Source organism: Arthrobacter sp. StoSoilB19 (assembly GCF_019977275.1).
Classification (GTDB): domain Bacteria; phylum Actinomycetota; class Actinomycetes; order Actinomycetales; family Micrococcaceae; genus Arthrobacter.
This window is the reverse complement of record NZ_AP024650.1, coordinates 1,874,280-1,894,451: the sequence shown is the minus strand read 5'-3', so window position 1 is coordinate 1,894,451 and position 20,172 is coordinate 1,874,280. Positions and strand designations below refer to the sequence as shown.

Genomic DNA, 20,172 nt, shown 5'->3' with positions numbered 1-20,172 from the left:
CTAGGGCTGTGGTTACAAATATGGGAGATCCCGACCTCAAAAGTCAGACCCGCATTCAGTCGGTTAGCCGTGCGGTGCAGATTCTGCTTGCTGTGGCTGAATCTGAGGGCCTTCAAGCCAAACAGGTGTCCGAGCGCTTCGGACTGTCCCTCCCCACTACTTACCACCTGCTCACCACGCTTGCGGCTGAGGGTATGGTGACAAAGGACGATCGGCGCTACTTCCGTCTTGGACCGAGGGCGGCGATCATCTCCGACGCGTATGCGCGGGCGGACGTTGTACCGGCCAGCTATGCACGGGCCATCAACTCCCTGGCGCAAAGCACTGGGGAAACCACCTATCTGAGCGTCTGGCGCGGTGGCGCTGTGAAGGTGCTGGCCACCGCAGAAGGTGCCCATGCAGTCCGCGTTGTCGGTTTGGACACCGGCTACTCCGACAATGTTCATGCTCGTGCCAGCGGCAAATTGCTGTTAGCTTTCGCACCAGTGGATGTCCGGGAGGCAGCAATAGAGCGGATGCGCTTTACGCCTCTCACCCCGAACACCATCACAAAGAAGAAAGAATTCCGCCAGGAACTCGAAGCAATACGTGAGCGGGGTTATTCTTTCGATCGACAAGAGTTTCAACTCGGAGTGGACTGCGTTTGCTTTCCGATCTTTCAGGCCGAGCACGTAGTTGCCTGCATTACGATCTCATCGCCTTCCACCAGGTTTGTGGATACGGAGCAAGACCTTATCGCCAAGCTCGCTGAAATTACCGCCACACTCAGCGTCAACTGAGGCGCACGTGCCCTATCGAGCCAACAGCAGTGGTGGGCCAGGGTTCTTGAAGCGTTTGTGCCCTTGCGGCCACCGCCAAACTTCTAGGGGCCAGTAGAGGTTTCTGCACGATGGAACCGATTTTGAAGAGTTTGGCCCTGCATTTTCCTTGCTGAGTAGCAAATGTATCCGTTACGCTGTGGCGCGGATGCGGTTGCGTCTGAGTGAAGCATTTATCGGAAGCCCTCAGCTCCTTTAGCGTATACCCCCAACTCCCCGCCGACGGCATTGGGCGTTGGGGCGAGCTAAGTTGCGCATTTACCCGAAACTTGTTGTAAAGCATGTCCAGCCAGGCACTACGACCTGCGGCGAGGGCCAGTTGACCGGCAGTTAGCAACAACAGGCATAGCCCGACTCTGCTTCGATACTTTTCCGATTTGACGACAACAGCTTCCCCGATGGGTTCCGAACAACGCAGCCCACCCCACCAACTCCCCTATCCCTTAGCGCCGTCGGCGCAGGACCATAACGAGGAAAATTATGAGAGCAGCACGCTATTACGGCCGCGGGAATATTCAGATCGATGACGTTCCTGAGCCGGACGTGGCGCCAGGCACCGTAGGTATTGATGTCGCATGGTGCGGCATTTGCGGCACCGACCTCCACGAGTACCTTGAGGGACCCATTTTTTGTCCCCAGCCCGGTGAGCGACACCCTGCGTCCGGAGAATCTTTGCCTGTTACCTTGGGCCACGAGTTCGCGGGAACCGTATACGCAGTAGGTCAGGGCGTAGACGATGTTGTCCCAGGCCAGCGAGTCGCGGTGGAACCATATATCGCACGCGACGACATCAATACCGGACCTGACAGCACGGATTATCACCTTTCAGAAGGCTTAGGTGTAATCGGCCTAAGCGGCGGAGGCGGCGGGCTCGCAGAGAAAATCGCGGTTCCACGCCGCTGGGTGCACCCCATCCCCGACTCTGTCCCCCTTGACCACGCCGCTCTGATCGAACCGCTGTCCGTGGGATACCACGCCGTAGAGCGATCCGGGGCTAAAGCCGGACAGGTTGCCCTCGTTGGGGGCGCCGGCCCGATCGGTCTGCTGACGTCCGCCCTGCTAAAGGCTTTGGGCGTCACCGTCATCGTTTCAGAGCTCAGTTCCCTGCGCCGGAAGAAGGCCTCGGACGCGGGGGTCGCCGATCACGTTTTGGACCCGAGGGAGGTCGACGTAGCCGAGGAAGTGCGCCGGCTAACCAAGGGCCGGGGCGCCGACGTGGCATTTGAGTGCAGCAGTGCACAAGCAGTTCTGGACACCCTTATTGACGCTGTCCGCCCGGCCGGAACCCTAGTCGTTATCGGAATTTGGGGAAATCGGGCGGCCATCGACTTATTTAAACTTGTCGTAAAGGAAATCGATCTACGTGGTGCCTTCGCGTACGTCAATTCCTACCCCGCCGTCATCGAACTGCTGGGTTCGGGAAGGATTGACCTTGAGCCGTTCGTGACGCATAGGATCGGCCTTGACGGGCTGATCCAAGAGGGCTTTAACACCTTGATCCACCATGGCGAGACTGCCGTAAAGATTATTGTTTCGCCCTCGGGCAAGGGACTCTGACACCGCAATCCTGTTCCCTCCGCTGGTCCCGCAGAGCATCCCCATGCAGCCTAGGGCGTGGAGTTATACCACACCACAAATGTGGCTTTTGGTGGCGCACGAGCGTGTGAAAGCTAACGAAAATGGCGAGGCTGCTGGCGCATGCATCCGCATGGGAGGCACTCAAGGCGGCTTGAAGAGTCTCCTGCCAACCAAGTTGCGGCCCGTAACGCCTTGAGGTGTTTCCCAAGGCCAGGCGAAAATCTCCTCCGCCAGTGGAGAGTGATATGGGCCTTTTCAAGGCCCTGCCTGGCTCTTGCTGCATCGACATGGTCCGAACCGGTGACGGTGAGCACGGGCCCCGATACCGGGGATGGGCGCCGACGCCGATGAACCGGTCCGGGCAGCAGAAAAGGCGGCCTTCCCAGTTGTCTGTTCGACCTTCTCCCCCTCTCCGGTCCGGGTGGTCAGAGCTGGGCAATCCGTGCGGCTTGGAGCCCAAATTCCTTGCTTCGCAGGCAGTCGTATTTCATATTATGAAAGAGCTTCAAAATAGTGATTGTTATTACAGTCTTTTCCCAGTATCGTGACAGCACGAGGGCGCCTGCCCTGCACGTAGAGAGGATTCAATGAAGAACCTACGCTTCACAAAAATCGCCGCTAGCAGCCTCTCAGCGGTGTTTACCGCCGCATTACTTACGGCCTGCACCGGCGCCGGAGGCAGCGGCGGAACGACTGGCGACGTCACCCTTAATCTCGCCACGCCAAGCTTCTCCCAGATGAAAGACATGGAGAAGCTTGCTCCGGAATTTGAAAAGTCCCACCCGGGTATCAAGGTGAAATTCACTTTCCTCGAGGAGAGCGATCTTCGTGACGCCGTCACCAAAGACGTCGCCACGAAGGGAGGCCAGTATGACGTCGTCACGATCGGAGCCTACGAGACTCCAATCTGGGCCGCGAACGGTTGGCTCTCTGACATTGGCGCCCGCGCAGAAAAGACCGACGGCTACGACGTCAACGACATCTTCCAGCCGGTACGGGATGGCAGCTCATACGAAGGGAAAATGTACTCAGCCCCGTTCTACAGCGAGTCTTCCTTCCTGATGTATCGAAAGGACCTCTTCGAAGCTGCTGGCTTGACTATGCCTGCACACCCCACCTGGGACCAGGTTGCCAGCCTCGCCGCCACTCTGAACGACCCCGCCAAGGGCGTTTCGGGAATTATCCTCCGAGGCAAACCAGGATGGGGCGAGTCCCTGGCGCCCCTAAACACGGTAGTCAACACCTTCGGCGGTCAGTGGTTCGATAAAGACTGGAATGCCAAGCTCACCTCTCCAGCGTTCACCGAAGCGACGAAGTTTTACGTCAATCTGCTGAAGTCGGCTGGACAGCCGGACCCGGTCTCGTATGGTTTCGCAGAGTCTCTCAATCTTTTCACGCAAGGAAAAGCGGCAATGTGGTACGACTCAACGTCGGCCGGTGGAGTCGTTGAAGACCCAGCTACTTCAAAAATAGCCGGCAAGGTGGGCTACGTACACGCACCCACCAAAAAGACCGCCGAGTCTGGCTGGTTCTGGTCGTGGAATCTCGCTATCCCCGCAACTTCAAAAAAGCAGGATGCTGCATGGGACTTCATCTCATGGGCGACTTCAAAGGAGTACGTGAAGCTGGTGGGTGAAAAAATCGGCTGGACCCAGGCTCCTCCTGGAACCCGGGAATCAACCTACTCCATCCCTGAGTACCTCAAAGCCGCAGGTTCCTTCGCCCCGCTGACGAAAGAAGTAATGCTCAACGTCAACACGCTGCAACCCGGAACTGAGCCCCAGAACTGGGTCGGCGTGCAATACGTCGGTATTCCGGAGTTCCAAGACATAGGCAACCAAATCTCCCAAGGGTTCGCCGACGTTATATCCGGCAAGACTGATGTTGACACATTCTTGGCGAACTCGGAGAAAATCGCCCAAGCCGCGGGCGACGCCCACAAATAGCAATCGTGCGAGAGGGTCCCGAAGCATTCGGGACCCTCTCCAAAACCCTCGAAGACGAGACCAATGACTTCCCTTACTATCCCGCTCGCCGATCCTCCCTCTGAGGGCCCCGATGACGACAAGATCGTAGTTAAAACCCCTCGTGCTACCAGTAGGAGAGGTATCGGACTTGCTCGGGCACTGCTCTGGCCAGCCCTCACGGTGTCGATCGTTCTCACCCAGCTCCCTTTCCTGTTTACGATCTACTACTCGTTCCAGTCCTGGAATCTGCTGAAACCCACTCAGCAAGGCTTTGCGGGCTTCGCGAATTATGTGACCGTTTTCTCTAACGGCGTGTTTTTATCTTCGTTGTTCAACACAGCCCTTATCACGGCGGCTGCTGTATTGCTCTCATGCTTCTTCGGTCTGGTGCTCGCTGTGTTGCTCGATCGCCCCTTCCGAGGTCGAGCCTTAGCTCGTACACTCCTTATCACGCCGTTTCTTATCATGCCTGCCGCTGCAGCATTGATCTGGAAGTGGTCCATGCTTGAAGCAAGCACCGGCATAGTCAACTGGTTCACCGGGCTGGCAGGCATCCCGCCCGTAGCATGGAACACCGATATCCCAGTCGTTACGGTCATCATGGTGCTCGCCTGGCAGTACACGCCATTCTTCATGCTGATCATCCTTGCCGGGCTGCAGTCTCAGTCGAAAGAGGTGCTCGAGGCGTCAGCTGTCGATGGGGCCGGACCCTTCCGGACCTTTGCCTTCGTTACCCTCCCGCACCTCCGGCAGTACATCGAAATCGCTGTACTGCTGGGGTCGATCCAACTTGTGCAGGTCTTCGACCCAATCGCCATCATGACGCGTGGTACTGGCGGAACAAAAACCCTTGCGTATCTAATTTACGAGCGTGCATTCGTCGGCCTCGAAGTCGGTGAGGCCGCCGCGTACGGGGTTGTCACGGTCACAATCACCCTCCTCATAGCAAGTGTCGCCCTTCGCACGCTGTTTAAGATCTTCACGGAAGGAACGAAATGATATCCTCCGTCACTTCGACCAATGCACGCACCACTCGCGTCGTTGCACAGTCCGGCCGCGCCAAGAAGCGCATTCGGGGGTCGGCCGTAACTCTTATGACCTGGTGCTTTGTGATGCTCTTCTTCTTCCCCGTCCTCTGGATGATTCTCACGTCCTTCAAACCAGAGACCCAAGCCGCGACAAGCCCGCCTACCTTCTTTGCTGACTGGACGATGGAGAACTTCCAGGCCGTATTCTCCAGCGAAATGGCACCATATTTGATCAACTCGTTCAGCGCCTCGCTGGTATCGACCGTGATAGTGCTAATGCTGGCTATCCCTGCGGCCTACGCCCTGAGCATCCGTCCAGTGGTCAAAGTACGCGACGCTCTTCTCTTCTTCATTTCGACAAGATTCATGCCCGTCGCGGCATCCATCATCCCCGTATACCTGATCCTGCAGTCACTCGACCTGCTTGACAACATCACGGCCCTAAGTGTGCTCTACGTGGGTGTCAATCTTCCGATCGCGGTCTGGATGATGCGCTCCTTCTTCTCAGAGGTGCCAATCGAGATCGTCGAGGCTGGGCAAATTGATGGCGCCAACCTACGTACAGAGCTATTTAGGATTGTGCTGCCAGTCGTCCTACCTGGTGTGGCTGCGGCAGGCCTCATCTGCTTCATTTTCGCTTGGAACGAATACTTCTTGGCGAACCTGCTGACGTCCTCGATGGCCCGAACTGCACCCCCGTTCCTGTCGAGCTTCGTTGACGGACGGGGACTATTCCTATCCGTACTTTCCGCAGCTTCAACGGTGGCCGTCCTCCCGGTGGTCATCGCCGGTTGGTTCGCACAGAAGCAGCTAGTGCGCGGCCTCGCAATGGGAGCTATTAAATAAGGAGGCACACCCCCCCAAACGTCGTTAGGACACCAACAAGGAAATTTGCACGAAGGACATAGGCGGCCAACTGAGCTGAAACGGCTCATCCTGTATTCGGACCGGAAGTAAGGATTACAGCACGATGGCAATCAATGAAAACCTTATCCAAGGTCTCGTAAAGGCACTCGGCCATGGGGTGGACCAAGTGGCCCTTTTAGTTGAAGACCTGGATAGCTCCCTCGAACTGTGGACTGGCCTGGGCATATCTGACTGGCGTATCTACACCTACAGCCAGGACAACATTGCCACTCCGACGTACCGCGGCAAGCCAGGAGAGTTCAAGTTCCGTTTGGCACTCGGTGGCAGCTCTCCCCAGGTGGAGCTTATTCAACCGTTGCGAGGGCCGAGTATTTACCACGACTGGATCGCCGAACATGGATACGGGCTTCATCACCTAGGCTTCTTCGTACCATCGATCGAAAAGTCAATCGAAGAATTCGAAAACGCTGGTCTTGACGTCATCCAGTCGGGCCGGGGATACGGGGTGGACCTGGACGGAGGCTTTGCCTATATAGACCTTCCAGGCTCACCCCTGGTCTTGGAAGCGATCGAAGTACCAAAACGACGCCGGCCGTCGGAAAGCCTATGACCACGCAGTCAATCCCCTCGATTCTGCGGCTTGGAGCTGAACGTTGAGGACTAGGCACCAACAAATCGCCAATGGTCCCGGCTAACGGAGCCGTTCTTTGCGTCTAAAGAGCTTGGCGAGCAGGATCTGCCCGCTCTCCTGTTCCTTCGTCGATCTTGTCAGGTGGATCGTCTTCCGATGAACTCGTCACTGCTGCTGAGGGAAATTCCGTGTGATTCGACCCGGCTCCTGTAGGCAGGGCGCGGTTCAAAGGACGACAAAGTCGCCGCTGGTCTGGCATGCGTGGTGCAGGGGCCGGACCACGATTTCCGTGGCCGGGGCATGAGTCCGTCGAAGTTGGCCTCGTGGAGATTCGAGGAGATCGCGGCTGAGCGTTGTTTCTAGTAGGCGGCGTCCACGACTCTCCTGAGTCCTTTGGCGGCGTCGGTGCCATTGGGAGGAGCCCGAGGTCATCGACAACGACGAGTTCGCCGCGGAGGATTCCCGTTAAGGCCTTGGTGACGCTGTCGTCGGTGGGTGTGCAATTCTCGCTTCGGCTGGGGAAGTTCCGACGCTCGCGCTGCCCTGTGCCCAGCCGCGTCTGCTAGCGCGTGATGGAGCGAACCTGCCATTCGTCCAAGACAAGTCCCTAAACCTCAACTTTCACCAAATGAATTTAATTCCATATGTTGACTATAATCCTTGGTCCATGCGAGTATTGATTATCGTCCAATGAGGCACGTATTAGGGCCCTCAAGGATGAGGAACACAGAATGCCGCCCGCCGACGGACCCATTCGGTACTCCGCTTCTAGACCTACCCGTTAGCTGGTGTTTGCAAGCGGGCAAACGGAGGTCACGGGCGCAAAATCCTCGTCTTGTGCGCTAAGTCATGCCGTCCGAGGACTTTCATACCCGTGGAGAAATCAATGTCACGCAGCAAACCCCTGACCCCTGATGTGGAATGGCTCGAGTTGGCCACCACGGCCCAGGACTGGAAAAAAGCTGATCCGTCCTTGCTGAAAACGATGCTCGTACAAATGCAGATCATCCGATCTTTTGAAGAATCTGTGCTGGAGCTGGCTGCCGAAGGACTTGTCCATGGCCCCGCACACTCAAGCATTGGGCAGGAAGGTGGCGCTGTAGGCTCTGCAGTGATGCTGCGCCCCGGCGATGGCGTCAACGGTTCTCACCGCGGCCACCACCAGTTCCTCGCCAAAGGGCTTGCTTATCTGGCGCGCACCACCGGTGGCACCATGGATCCGGTGGACCCGGTAAGCGCAGAGGTCCAGGCATATCTTCAGCGGACCTTGGCAGAAATTCTCGGCCTTGACCAGGGTTTCAGCCATGGACGAGGCGGATCCATGCACCTGCAGTGGATGGAAGCGGGGGCGCTTGGCACGAACGCCATTGTCGGCGGAGGTGTCCCACTCGCGGCCGGTAACGCCTGGGCGCAAAAGCATTCCCCTACATCCGACGCAGGGACCGACATTACCGTTTCCTACTTCGGTGACGGGGCAACCAATATAGGTTCCGTCCTGGAAACCATGAACCTTGCAGCGGCCTGGAAGTTGCCCCTTTGCTTCTTTATCGAAAACAACCTCTATGCCGTGTCCACGCATGTTAAGGAAGTAACAGCCGAATCTCGTCTCTCCGGACGAGGCCCAGGTTTCGGAATCCGTTCCTGGCGTGTAGACGGTATGGATCCCCTGGCTGTGCACCTTGCGATGGAACAGGCCACTGAGCACATGCGCTCAGGTGGAGGTCCTACCCTCATTGAGGCCGAGGTCTACCGCTACTTCCACCAGAACGGCCCTTTCTCTGGCAGTGCCTTCGGCTACCGCACCAAGGACGAGGAGAACGCATGGCGTAAACGCGATCCCATCGTGCGCGTGACGAAGGAAATGAAAAAGCTCGGATATCTCGATGATGCAGTCATTACCCAAATGACAGACAACATCAAACAAGCCTGCACCTTGGCTGTAGCGGAACTAACCGAACAGGACCCGGACGGCAAGATCGGAAAGCGACGCATCCGACCAGCTCTATGGCCTGACGCATCCTTCGTCGATATCGGGATCCGGAGCGATCTTTCAGAACTGGAATCTGCCAGGACGGAGGAAGAGTCCTCCTTCACCGGTGAGCTCGCGAAGGGCAAGTTCATTGATGCGGTAGCCGATGTCATGCAGGCGCGTATGGACGCCGACAAGTCGATCGTGGTCATAGGCGAAGACGTCCACCGCCTCAAGGGTGGAACCAATGGCGCAACCCGCGGACTCAAAGAAGCACACCCTGAACGGGTTTTGGGGACACCTATCAGCGAAAACGCGTTTGCCGGCCTGGCAGGTGGCATTGCTATGGACGGCCGATTCAAGCCAGTCATTGAATTCATGTACGCCGACTTCATGTGGGTCGCCGGCGACCAACTCTTCAATCAAATCGCCAAGGAAAGGCACATGTTCGGCGGCAGAGGTGAAATGCCCCTCGTCCTTCGCTCTAAAGTGGCCATGGGAACCGGCTACGGTTCACAACACTCCATGGACCCGGCCGGCATCTTCGCTACATCTGCCGGATGGCGAATAGTAGCCCCCTCCACGCCCTTCGACTACGTCGGGCTTATGAACGCCGCTTTGGCAATCAACGATCCAGTGGTGATCATCGAACACGTTGACCTCTACACCAGCACCGGGACAGTACCGGTCCAAGACTTCGACTTCCAAATCCCCTTCGGCAAGGCCGCCATCCGTCGGACCGGTAAAGCCTTGACTATCCTGACCTACGGTGCGATGGTCCACCCCACCCTTGATGCCGTCGGTGACACCGGAACGGACGCGGAGGTCGTCGATCTCCGCTGGCTCGACAAGGCAAGCATCGACTGGGACACCATTGCGGCCAGTATTAAAAAGACGAACAACATCCTTATTGTCGAGCAGGGCACCCGGGGGACGTCGTATGGCGGCTGGCTCAGCGACGAAATCCAACGACGGTACTTTGACTACTTGGACTACCCGATCCAGCGGGTCTCAGGCGGAGAAGCCTCCCCCAGCATCTCAAAAGTTCTGGAACGGGCGGCCTTCGCCGGACGACCCGAAATAGCTGCAGCCCTGAAGACCATCAAAAAAGACCAGAGCCTCTAAGCAGAGCCCCAAGAAATCACTGGAGAAAATAATGCCCGCATTGATGAATATGCCAGAAGTCATGGCGAACGCCACGGAGGCGGCGCTGTCCACTTGGCTGAAACGCGAAGGCGATAAAGTTTCCGTCGGCGAATCGATAGCAGAAGTGGAAACTGAAAAAGCCACCGTCGAAATCGAAGCCGAGTCCGAAGGAATTGTCGCCCGGCTGCTCGTGGAAGAAGGAACCAACGTCGACGTTGGTGCACCAATCCTCATTATTAGGGCTAGCGGGGACACCGACGCAGAAGTTGCTGCGCTCCTGGAGAGCGTCCAGAACCCGACCGACAGCACTGATAGCCCCTCCGGTACTGCCCCGCAAGTCCCAAGCGAAACGACCCCCGCTGAAGCGACAGAAACCAACACACCCATTGTAGAAAGCCCCATAACTCAAGAGCGAGATGTCACTCCTCCCCCTGTCAACACCGGCAACGTCCACGGGCGCATCTTTGCTTCGCCTCTTGCCCGGCGCGTTGCAAAGGACAACGACCTCGATGTAGCCTCCATCGCCGGAACAGGTCCGAATGGTCGAATCATACGACGCGACGTCGAAAAAGCGGTTCAATCCAAGACATCCCCAACAGTTGATGAGGGCGCGGGAACCACAGCTTCCCCCACGAGCACTGTGACCCCCGACGCCGCACCGCAGCATGCCGCAGCAGAGCAACCCCGCCCAGGAGCAGGACCCGTATCTGTCCCCCACACCAGGATGCGTCGAACCATAGCCCGGCGTCTCACCGAGTCGAAGAGCACCGTCCCCCACTTCTATCTCACCGCTGACGTCAAGATGGATGCTCTCCTGGCACTGCGGCAGCAGATCAACACCGCCGCCACACGGCGCATCACCGTCAACGACCTCGTCGTCAAGGCGGCCGGCCTTGCCCTACACGATGTCCCGGAGGCAAATGTCAGTTGGACGGAGGACGCCCAACTGCAATACGCTACCGCAGATATTTCCGTTGCCATCGCAGTGGACGGCGGCCTGCTGACGCCGGTCGTAAGGGCTGTGGAATCGCAGCCCCTCATCAGCATCAGCACCACCATTGGTGATTTCGTCGAACGGGCCAAGGCCGGCAAGATCCGCCAAGATGAACTGGCGGGCGGGAGCTTTTCGATCACCAACCTCGGCATGTTTGGTACCAAGCAGTTCTCGGCGATCCTCAACCCGCCGCAGTCAGCAATCCTCGCCGTGGGGGCGGCGGAACCCCGAGCCGTAGTCAATGATGGGGAACTGGTCATCGCCAACATTATGACCTGCACCCTTTCAGCAGATCACAGAGTCATCGATGGGGCCGTAGCGGCGCAATGGATGAACGCCTTCAAATCGCGCGTGGAAAACCCCTTGACGATGCTCCTATAAATCCGCCGTTGGACGGACGAAGAGGGTCAGTTCCACTAAATACGACACTTACTGCTCCCCGATTGGCCCCTGCCCAGGAGAATAAGATGAACAGCTTTACTGACAGCCTCACGATGAGTGGCATCATCTGCACCGGTCAACCCGTGCGCCGGCAGGACGAGGTGCTGACGCCGGAGGCCCTGAGGTTTCTGGCCGAGCTGCACCGGGCTACTGCTCAGCGTAGGCAGGAGCTGCTTGCGGCCCGTCCCGCACGCCGGGCCGCGATAGCGGCGTGGCAGGATCCGCGGTTCCTGCGCGAGACCGAGCACATCCGCAACGACCCGTCCTGGCGCGTCGCTCCCCCGGCGCCCGGCCTGGAGGACCGCCGTGTGGAGATCACCGGCCCGGTGGACAAGAAGATGACCATCAACGCCCTGAACTCCGGCGCCAAGGTCTGGCTTGCTGACATGGAAGACTCCTCCACCCCCACCTGGCGGAACGTCATCAAGGGCCAGCTGAACCTCACCGACGCCCTGGAACGCCGGATCGACTTCACCACCGAAGAAGGCAAGGAATACAAGCTGAAGGCGGACGGCGACCTGCCCACCATTGTGGTCCGCCCCCGCGGCTGGCACCTGCCGGAAAAGCACATGCTCATCGACGGCCAGCCCATCGCCGGCGGCATCGTGGACTTTGGCCTGTTCTTCTTCCACAACGCCCGCCGCCTCCTCGCCCAGGGCAAGGGCCCCTACTTCTACCTGCCCAAGATCGAGAACCACCTCGAAGCCCGGCTGTGGAACGACATCTTCATCCTGGCCCAGGACCTGCTCGGCATCCCGCAGGGCACCATCCGCGCCACCGTGCTGATCGAAACCATCACCGCAGCGTTCGAAATGGAGGAGATCCTCTACGAACTCCGCGACCACGCCTCGGGCCTGAACGCCGGCCGCTGGGACTACATCTTCTCCCTGATCAAGAACTTCCGCACCCGCGGCCCCCGCTTCGTCCTCCCGGACCGCGGCCAGGTCACCATGACGCAGCCGTTCATGCGCGCCTACACCGAACAGCTGGTCCGGGCCTGCCACAAGCGCGGTGCCATGGCCATCGGCGGCATGGCCGCAGCCGTTCCCAACCGCAAGGACCCCGAAGCCAACGCCAACGCCCTCGAAAAGGTCCGTGCGGACAAGACCCGCGAGGCCAACGACGGGTTCGACGGCTCCTGGGTGGCCCACCCCGACCTGGTGCCCGTCTGCCGCGAAGTGTTCGACGGCGTCCTCGGCAGCAAGCCCAACCAGCTGGACCGGCTCCGCGAGGACGTCACCCCCGATGACCGCGCCCTGATCAACGTCGCTGCCACCACCGGCACCATCACCGAGCAGGGCATTCGGAACAACATCGAAGTGGGCATCCGCTACATCGAGTCCTGGCTGCGCGGCAACGGCGGCGTAGCCATCCACAACCTGATGGAGGACGCCGCCACCGCCGAGATCTCCCGGTCCCAGCTGTGGCAGTGGATCTACGCCCGGGCCATCACGGACCACGGCGAGATCATCAGCCACGAATGGGTGGAGGAACTCCTGGACGAGGAATTCGCCCGGCTGGAGCGCTTCGACGGCGACCGCTTCGAGGACGCCCGGGACATCTTCGAGGAAGTCACCCTCAGCCGTGAGTTCCCTTCCTTCCTCACCCTCCCCGCCTACGCCCGCTACCTGACCGAGGCCCGCGAAAAGGCCACCGTCGAGGAACTCGCCGCGGCATAGCAGGAAATCACACTTCAACGAACCATGGACCGTGGCCGTGTGGTCCGTCCAGCAAAGGAGAAATTGTGTCCAATGCTCCGCTTCTCGGCTCGGACCTTATGTCGAACTCGGTGCTTCCGCTTTCCCTTGAAGTGATCGTGAAGGAGTCCGCAAGCAGGGATGAACAGCTCAACCGTGCCGTCAATGTGCTCATACCCGGCGCCCTAGAGCGGGGACAGGGCATTGCCGTGATACAACGCGACTATGACAAATACACCGTCCGCGTTGATGAGAAAGTGCCATGCGGCACGATACATGAATCACGTCAGTAGACCTCGAGGAACTTGGTGCCTGGTGAATGCATGAAATAGGTAAACCATATGAATGCGCCGCAAAACACCTTTCTTTGTTCGGCAGGCTCTCTAAACGTCGATTAACCCAAGAGGCTCATGAGATCGGAGTGCGCCCCTGATGAGCTACACCTCAACCCAACGTTATAGCGCCTGATTAGGACTGATTCGCCTGCGGTGGAGTCCCAGGCTGCTTGCCAGACAGGTGCAGGACCGCCAGAGTTGGCATGGCGGGGCCAGCCCCCACTGGTTACAGTCAAACCCCACACTTCGGCTATTTCACTTATGGCTTGGCGGGTTCACCCCTCAGCTTCCTGCCCCTCGAACTGTCAGTGTGGGATCTCTGAGAACAGTTGAGCGGCTGTCAGTGAAGCGGATTTGCACGCAATTCTGACGCAAACGTTGGCTCATCGAACGACATCAGGAAACCTCGCAGGGTACCGGCACGCACCTTTCGGCTAATTGACGGAATCTGCATTATCAGCCTTTGAAAACAGACAAGGGAGTGCTCGGTAGGGCTACTTCCGGCCGATATCGTGACGGTTTCTGCTCAAGCTCTCCCAGTCCAAACTGCCCCGCCCTGCGTCTAGCCGCCGGGCGGGGCCACGACCAGGCCGCGAAACGCTCCCTTTTGTTTATCAGGCCGGAATGAGGGAGGACATCTCGTCGAGGCGTTGGATTTCCAGTTCCGTGAGGGTCAGGGAGGCTGCTGCCATGAGGTCGGGCAACTGTTCCGCGGTGCGGGCGCTGGCGATTGGGGCGGCGATATTGGGTCGGGTGAGGAGCCATGCGAGAGCTGCTGTCGCAATAGTGGTGCCTCTCTCCTGTGCGATGTCGTCGAGGACGGAGATGACCCGCAAGCCTTCGGTACTGAAGTAACTGCCTGCCATCCGTTCTCGGGGTGTGCCTACGAGGTCTTCACGGGTCCGGTATTTGCCGGTGAGGAATCCGCTAGCGAGGGACCAGTAGGGGATGACCCCGAGCCCGTTGGCAGCAGCCAGTGAAGCGAGTTCGCCCTCGAAGCCGGTTCTGTGTACCAGGTTGTAGTGCGGCTGCAGGGCCACGGGACGGTCATAGCCGTTTTCGTCAGCGATCCTGATCCACTCCCTGATCCGGTCCGCGCTGTAGTTTGAGAGGCCGACGTGACGGATTTTTCCGGCAATAACGAGATCATCGAAGGCTCCGACGGTCTCCTCCAGAGGAGTGGTCTCGTCATCGAAGTGCGCATAGTAGAGGTCGATGTAGTCGCTGCCTAGCCGTCGCAGGGATGCTTCGGAGGCTGCCACGATGTTCTTCCGGGACAGGCCTGGAAAACCGGGGTGCTGGCTGACTTTCGTTCCGATGATGACCTGAGACCTGTTGGAGCGCCGTGCCATCCAGTCTCCGATGATCGTCTCGGATTCCCCTCCGGTGTTGCCCTCGGCCCAGGCCGAGTAGCTGTCTGCTGTGTCGACGAAGTTTCCGCCCTGCTCAGTGAAGGCGTCCAGGACAGCGCGGGACTCTGTTTCATTGGAGGTCCACCCGAAGGTGTTTCCGCCCAGGGCGATCGGAAAGATGGTCAGGTCGGAATGACCAACGGTAGGCATGAGATGTCCTTGAGGTGTCGGGGTCAGTCGGAGAGCGCGTCGATGGCTTCCATCTCGGCCGTGTTTAGGGTGAAGCCGTTCAAGTCGAGGTTCTGGACGATGCGTGCGGGATTGGTTGAACGCGGGATTGTCACGATCCGCTTTTGGAGCATCCAGAGAAGGACGATCTGGGCGACGCTGACGTCATGGTCTTCGGCCAGATGAAGCAGTGTCTTGTTTTGCAGGACGGGACCGCCCTGACCCAGCGGTGACCAGGCTGTCGTGACGATGCCGCGTGCGGTATTTTCCGCAACCAGGCTCTTGCGCTGCCGTAGAGGGTTTAGTTCGATCTGGTTTACCGCAGGGGTGACGTCCGAGTGCTGGGCCAGGAGGTCAAGATCGGCGGCTTCGAAGTTTGAAACACCGATGGAGCGGACGGTTCCGCGTTCCAGGAGCTTTTCCATGGCCCGCCAGGTTTCGGCGACCAGTCGGGAGTCGGGCTGGGGCCAGTGGATGAGATAGAGGTCGATGACGTCGGCATCGAGCAGGCGGCGTGAGGTGTCGAACGCTTTCAGGGTTTGAGCGTAGCCCATGTCGGCGCGCCATACCTTGGTGGTGAGGAAGACGTCTTCGGGGGTTAGCCCTGCGTCGCGGATGCCCTGACCTACGGCCTGTTCGTTCGCGTAGAAGGTTGCGGTGTCAAAGGCGCGGTATCCGGCGCGCGCGGCGGCGGCAATATCGGCGCGGGCGGTCTGCCAGCATCCGTATCCGACCGGTGGGATGCTCGCTCCGGTATTCAGCTGGATGCTTCCTGCGGTGGTCATGCTGTGATCCTTTTCTTGCCAGGGTTTGGTGTGGTGCGTTTCTGGTGCGTTGCGGACGCGAACCAGATAACGAGGGCTATGAGAACGAAGGCGCCAGCCTGCACGCCGACGAGGGGCATCCCTCCGGCGCTGAAGGCGACCGTGCCCGTAAAGGCTCCGGCTGAGCCGCCCAGGAACACTGCGAACATGAAGACCGTGTTGGCCTGGGCTGATTGGAACGGGTTCGCCGCCAGGGTCCGGGCCTGGTTAGCGGAGAGGATTGTCTGGTTGGCCCAGGTGATGACGAACATGCTCGCACCAAACAGGACGGCCGACGAGGGATCTATGATCACCGACAGCACGCCCAGGAGCAGGACCAGCAAGAACACGAGACCGACCGGAAGGGGCCCGAAACGGTCAACGAAGCGACCGCTGAATGGGGTAGCGATTCCGGCGGCAAGTCCGACGGCCCCGAAAAGGCCGGCCGAGAGGACGCTCCAGCCGAAGCCAGGTCCGGTGAGGTGCAGCACCGTGACCGTCCACAGGGAGTTGAAGGTGGCGAACACGAAGAACTGCATCAGCGCAGACTGGATCAGTTCAGGGCTCCGCCGGCTCAGCTGAAGGGTCGAGGCCAGCAGGTGCCGGTAATTGCCGCCGGCGGAGTGCAGCTCGAGCTCTGTGGCCAGGGCAGTGCGCAGGAACGGCAGCACGGCCAGGACCAGGGCGGCGAAAGACAAGACGACCCACCGCCATCCGATGGTCTGGACGAGCAGGCTTGCGATGATCCGGCCGCCAAAAATTCCGATCAGCAGGGCGCCGGCCACTGTTGCCAAGGCAGCGCCCTCCTTCCCTTTGGGGGCTAACCGGCTCGCGGCCGGGATGAGGATCTGGGCAATGTTTGCCACCAGGCCCACTGCCAGGAATCCCAATGTGACTCCCACAATCTCGGGCAGCACCGCCGTTACCGCAAGGGCCGCGGCAAGGAGAACCGCCTGAATCGTGACCTGCCGCCGGGGCTGAACGCGGTCAGCGAGGGGAACCAGCAGGAATATGCCGATGGCGTAACCGGCCTGAACGCTGGTCGCGATGACACCGGCCGCTGCCGGGGCCACGCCAAAACGAGCCGCCAGCACCGTCAGCATGGCCTGTGGCAGGTAAATAACGCTGACCGCTGTAGCTGCGGCGACCGCGAGAACGATCAGTCTGGCGGCCCAGGACCATTCCCGCGCATTTCCCATCAGGGCACGTACCTTTCTGATGACTGGCTGCTTAGCACAACGGGCGGAATGATCCGATCGGCCTCAAGTTCACGGAAGAGTTCCAGGAACCGGTCTTCGCTGTCGAGGCAGTCGGTGAAGCCGGCCTGCCGGGCCTTAATGGTGGAGGAGACGTTGTCGAACCCGGACCGCAGCAGGAAGTCGCCGAATTCCCATCCGACCAGGTCTTCATACGGAGTCGGGACCAACGAGTGCCGGGCCACCAGCCGCTCCCAGACGTTTTTGAGCTGAGGCATCGCCTCAGCCAGGGGCACCGGCTGGGGTTCGGCGTAATCCATGCAGAGGTGACGGGCGAAGGCCGGCCACAGCTGGCGCCAACGGAACTGGTCACCGTTGGTGATGTTGAAGACTTCGCCGGCGGCCTGTGGATCCGAGCCCGCCCATACTGTGGCCCGGGCAAGCAGCCCTGCATCGGTGACCTGATAGAGGGCGTCAAAGGCGGCAATCGTGCCGGGAAATCGTAGCGGCTGGCCCAGTTCACGACAGATGCTGGCGTAGACGGCGATTACCATCAGCAGGTTCATTGGGTTGCCGACAGCGTAGCCGACTACCCCTTCGGGACGCAGGATGGTCAGGTCAAAGCCGCGCTCCGCTGCGGTTTGACGCAGCAGGTCCTCCTGGTCGTAGTAAAAGTTCGGCTGCACGAGGCGCGGGTCCCGCTCCTTGGCCGGTGTGTTGAAGTAACCCAGATGCGCCCCGTAGGGCTTTCCGCCCTGATACAGGGTGACGTGACGCAGTGGGGCACCGGCGCTGTAAAGGCCATCAAGGGTATTGCGCAGCAATCCGACGTTGGTCTCTGAAAGTTCCCGGGACGTCGGGCGCTCGGCGTAAGCGCCGAAGACCAGATGCGTTGTGTCTTCGGCCTCAGCCAGACCTGAAGCGGAGGCTGCGGGATCGCTGAGATCTACCGACAAGTGGTCCCAGCCGGCGCCCTGGACGGGGCGCCGGCTGATGCCGCGAACCTGCCAGCCCTGACGTGCATACTCATCGGCGGCATGCCGTCCGATCACTCCCCCGGCCCCGGCAACAAGCACGCTGCCCTTCCGGCGGGGCTGGTCCGGATCCCTGAGGTGCTGCTCAGACAAGGCGGGCTCCGCCGTCAACGTGGTGGATTGTTCCGGTCGTGAAGCCGTTATCGATCAGGTGCAGGACTGTAGAGGCGAGATCCTCAGGACGTCCGATGCGGCCGGTCGGCAAGGATATGGCCTGCTGTTCAAAAGCTGCTGCCTTTTGGTCGTCGGGGAGGTGGGACCAGCCCTCGGTGTCGGTCATGCCCGGGCTGACGGCGTTAACCCGCACGGGAGCTAGTTCGACGGCGAGAGAGCGGGTGAGGCCTTCGACGGCGGCATTCACTGCTGTCACGGCGACCGTGCCGGGCGCGGGGCGGTCGGCGGCGACGCCGGAGAAGAAAGTGATGCTGCCGGTGTCCGGCAGCAACGGCCCGAAGACCTGGACGGCGCGGTAGTAACCCCAGAATTTTGCTTCGAAGACGTTCCGGGCGTCGTCGATGGCAAGTTCCCGGAAGGGGGCATAGTCCAGGGCGGCGGCGGAGAGGACCATGTGGTCGATGGGGCCTGTTGCCGCAGCGGCTGCCCGGATGCTGTCCATGTCAGTGAGGTCAATCTCGAGGCCGACGGCGCCGCCGCCAATGTCCCGGGCCGTGGCCTGCGCGCGGGATTGCGTGCGGCCGGCAACGATTACCGCGTCACCGCGTGATGCCAGCAGTTTCGCGGTGTCGCGACCTATGCCGGAGGTTCCGCCGATGATCAGTACTGTCTGCGAGGTGCTCATGCTGATGTCCTATGGGTTCGGGCCGCGAAGGCAAATTGGTCAGTTACGGGGTGGTGCACAGGGCGCCGGTGGAACCCGGATCCCTGGTGACGTATGACCAGGCATGGTTTTTCAATAGGCGGGCCGCCGCGGCGGCTTGACCCGCTTCGAGGGCTGCCATGATTGCGGCGTGTTCTTCCACCGAGTTGGGGAAGCCCACCTGGTCGTGGGCGGCGCCTACGAGGGTGAGCATTTCGATTCCCAGGGCGTTCCAGGCCCGGGTGAGTGCATCGTTGCCGGCGCTTTCAACGATGTGGCGATGGAAGCGTGTGCTGTGGAAGCACAGCCCGATGAGATCGCCGTTTTCCTGTGCGGCCCGCATTCCATCCAGCGCGCTGGCCAAGTCCGTTGTCTTGCCCTTCAGATGACGTGCAGCGGAATGTCCGGCGATTTCCTCGAGGGCGGCCCGGACGGGGTGGGCCTGTCGCAGGTCCTCGCTGTCCAGTTCCCGAACGCGGCAGCCCTTGTTGGGTTCGGACTCTACAAAGCCCATGCCCGCAAGGTCCCGCAGCGCCTCCCGCGCAGGTGTCTGGCTGGTGCCCAGGCTCCGGGCTATCTCCAGTTCTGTCAGGCGCTGGCCCGGGACATAGGTCCCGTCCACGATCCTGGCCGCGATGTGGTCGCGGACGCGGACGCGCAAGGGCGTGGCAACCAGGGGGGCCGCCGGAAGAGGAGTCCGGATCCTTCACGGTGGACTCCCCCGCTGTCACTGTCATTTGTTGCTTACTTCCCTTAGATAAGCCTTACCAACCTAGATACTACATTATCGATAATGGATAATTGATTTGTGACTAAAGAAGAGATCGATCCCACGCTCACCGACCATGGTCCCGCGCCTTATGTCCTGGACATCGAGAGTGCTACGGAGGCCAACGATGACTACCGAAGGACAATCTGGACGGGCGGCCGGCTACAGCTCACCGTCATGGCCATTGCCCCGGCGGACGACATCGGACTGGAAGTGCACCAGGACGTGGACCAGTTCCTGCGGGTGGAGAGCGGACAGGGCAAGGTCCAGATGGGTCCGGCAGCCGGGAACCTGATCCATGAATGGGACGCTCGGGACGGCGATGCGATCTTTGTTCCGGCCGGAACCTGGCACAACGTCACAGCCGTCGGCGCTGTCCCCCTTAGCTCTACTCGATCTATTCACCACCGGAACACCCGCACGGCACTGTGCAGACCACAAAATCCGATCCCGAATAACTGACCACACATCGAAACGGTCGGACGCCTGCGGCGGATCAACG

Annotated in this window: 16 protein-coding genes and 1 pseudogene; 11 read left to right on the top strand and 6 right to left on the bottom strand. The window is 59.9% G+C overall.

The genetic code is table 11. The features are described 5' to 3' along the window. Positions 1-8: 8 nt before the first annotated feature. The 10 genes from LDO86_RS08710 to LDO86_RS08665 all read left to right on the top strand — a co-directional run bounded on the left by LDO86_RS08710 (position 9) and on the right by LDO86_RS08665 (position 13,429). A complete protein-coding gene (locus LDO86_RS08710; protein ID WP_026266071.1) occupies positions 9-779 on the top strand; it encodes an IclR family transcriptional regulator in 771 nt (256 codons plus the stop codon). A gap of 519 nt (positions 780-1,298) precedes the next feature. Then, complete coding sequence (locus LDO86_RS08705; RefSeq protein WP_026266070.1) at positions 1,299-2,375, top strand: 2,3-butanediol dehydrogenase; 1,077 nt, start codon at positions 1,299-1,301, stop codon at positions 2,373-2,375. 608 nt (positions 2,376-2,983) lie between these two features. Then, the gene (locus LDO86_RS08700) at positions 2,984-4,342 is read left to right on the top strand and encodes a sugar ABC transporter substrate-binding protein (protein WP_018771256.1); all 1,359 of its coding nucleotides are present in this window, start codon (positions 2,984-2,986) and stop codon (positions 4,340-4,342) included. Between the two features lie 63 nt (positions 4,343-4,405). Then, on the top strand, positions 4,406-5,362 hold the full coding sequence (locus tag LDO86_RS08695; RefSeq protein ID WP_081620244.1) for a sugar ABC transporter permease: 957 nt from the start codon (positions 4,406-4,408) through the stop codon (positions 5,360-5,362). Continuing rightward, positions 5,359-6,237: a carbohydrate ABC transporter permease gene (locus LDO86_RS08690; RefSeq protein ID WP_018771254.1), complete on the top strand. Its 879-nt coding sequence runs from the start codon at positions 5,359-5,361 to the stop codon at positions 6,235-6,237. The genes LDO86_RS08695 and LDO86_RS08690 overlap by 4 nt, the downstream gene beginning before the upstream one ends. Positions 6,238-6,361: 124 nt before the next feature. Continuing rightward, entirely contained in the window at positions 6,362-6,868 is a 507-nt protein-coding gene (locus LDO86_RS08685) for a VOC family protein (protein WP_018771253.1), read from the top strand. 907 nt (positions 6,869-7,775) lie between these two features. Continuing rightward, positions 7,776-9,983, top strand: coding sequence for an alpha-ketoacid dehydrogenase subunit alpha/beta (locus tag LDO86_RS08680; protein WP_018771251.1), 2,208 nt, complete (start codon positions 7,776-7,778; stop codon positions 9,981-9,983). A gap of 31 nt (positions 9,984-10,014) precedes the next feature. Continuing rightward, complete coding sequence (locus LDO86_RS08675) at positions 10,015-11,379, top strand: pyruvate dehydrogenase complex dihydrolipoamide acetyltransferase (protein ID WP_043425410.1); 1,365 nt, start codon at positions 10,015-10,017, stop codon at positions 11,377-11,379. Positions 11,380-11,465: 86 nt separating this feature from the next. Beyond that, on the top strand, positions 11,466-13,118 hold the full coding sequence (gene aceB / locus LDO86_RS08670; protein WP_224084424.1) for a malate synthase A: 1,653 nt from the start codon (positions 11,466-11,468) through the stop codon (positions 13,116-13,118). Between the two features lie 65 nt (positions 13,119-13,183). Next, the gene (locus LDO86_RS08665; protein WP_018770807.1) at positions 13,184-13,429 is read left to right on the top strand and encodes a hypothetical protein; all 246 of its coding nucleotides are present in this window, start codon (positions 13,184-13,186) and stop codon (positions 13,427-13,429) included. Positions 13,430-14,085: 656 nt separating this feature from the next. Here the strand turns inward: LDO86_RS08665 and LDO86_RS08660 are convergent. From LDO86_RS08660 to LDO86_RS08635, 6 genes are read right to left on the bottom strand one after another with little or no spacing between them, the layout of a single operon-like run. Beyond that, positions 14,086-15,033, bottom strand: a complete 948-nt coding sequence (locus LDO86_RS08660) for an aldo/keto reductase (RefSeq protein WP_018770806.1) — start codon at positions 15,031-15,033, stop codon at positions 14,086-14,088. Between the two features lie 23 nt (positions 15,034-15,056). Further along, entirely contained in the window at positions 15,057-15,836 is a 780-nt protein-coding gene (locus LDO86_RS08655) for an aldo/keto reductase (protein ID WP_018770805.1), read from the bottom strand. Beyond that, positions 15,833-17,053: an MFS transporter gene (locus tag LDO86_RS08650; RefSeq protein WP_018770804.1), complete on the bottom strand. Its 1,221-nt coding sequence runs from the start codon at positions 17,051-17,053 to the stop codon at positions 15,833-15,835. The genes LDO86_RS08655 and LDO86_RS08650 overlap by 4 nt, the downstream gene beginning before the upstream one ends. Further along, a complete protein-coding gene (locus tag LDO86_RS08645; protein ID WP_224084423.1) occupies positions 17,053-18,126 on the bottom strand; it encodes an SDR family oxidoreductase in 1,074 nt (357 codons plus the stop codon). The genes LDO86_RS08650 and LDO86_RS08645 overlap by 1 nt, the downstream gene beginning before the upstream one ends. A 43-nt stretch (positions 18,127-18,169) precedes the next feature. Further along, the gene (locus LDO86_RS08640; protein ID WP_018770802.1) at positions 18,170-18,883 is read right to left on the bottom strand and encodes an SDR family oxidoreductase; all 714 of its coding nucleotides are present in this window, start codon (positions 18,881-18,883) and stop codon (positions 18,170-18,172) included. Positions 18,884-18,926: 43 nt separating this feature from the next. After that, the gene (locus LDO86_RS08635; protein ID WP_018770801.1) at positions 18,927-19,562 is read right to left on the bottom strand and encodes a GntR family transcriptional regulator; all 636 of its coding nucleotides are present in this window, start codon (positions 19,560-19,562) and stop codon (positions 18,927-18,929) included. Positions 19,563-19,709: 147 nt separating this feature from the next. Between LDO86_RS08635 and LDO86_RS08630 the strand changes: the two are divergent. Beyond that, positions 19,710-20,128, top strand: a pseudogene (locus LDO86_RS08630) (cupin domain-containing protein). Positions 20,129-20,172 lie beyond the last annotated feature (44 nt).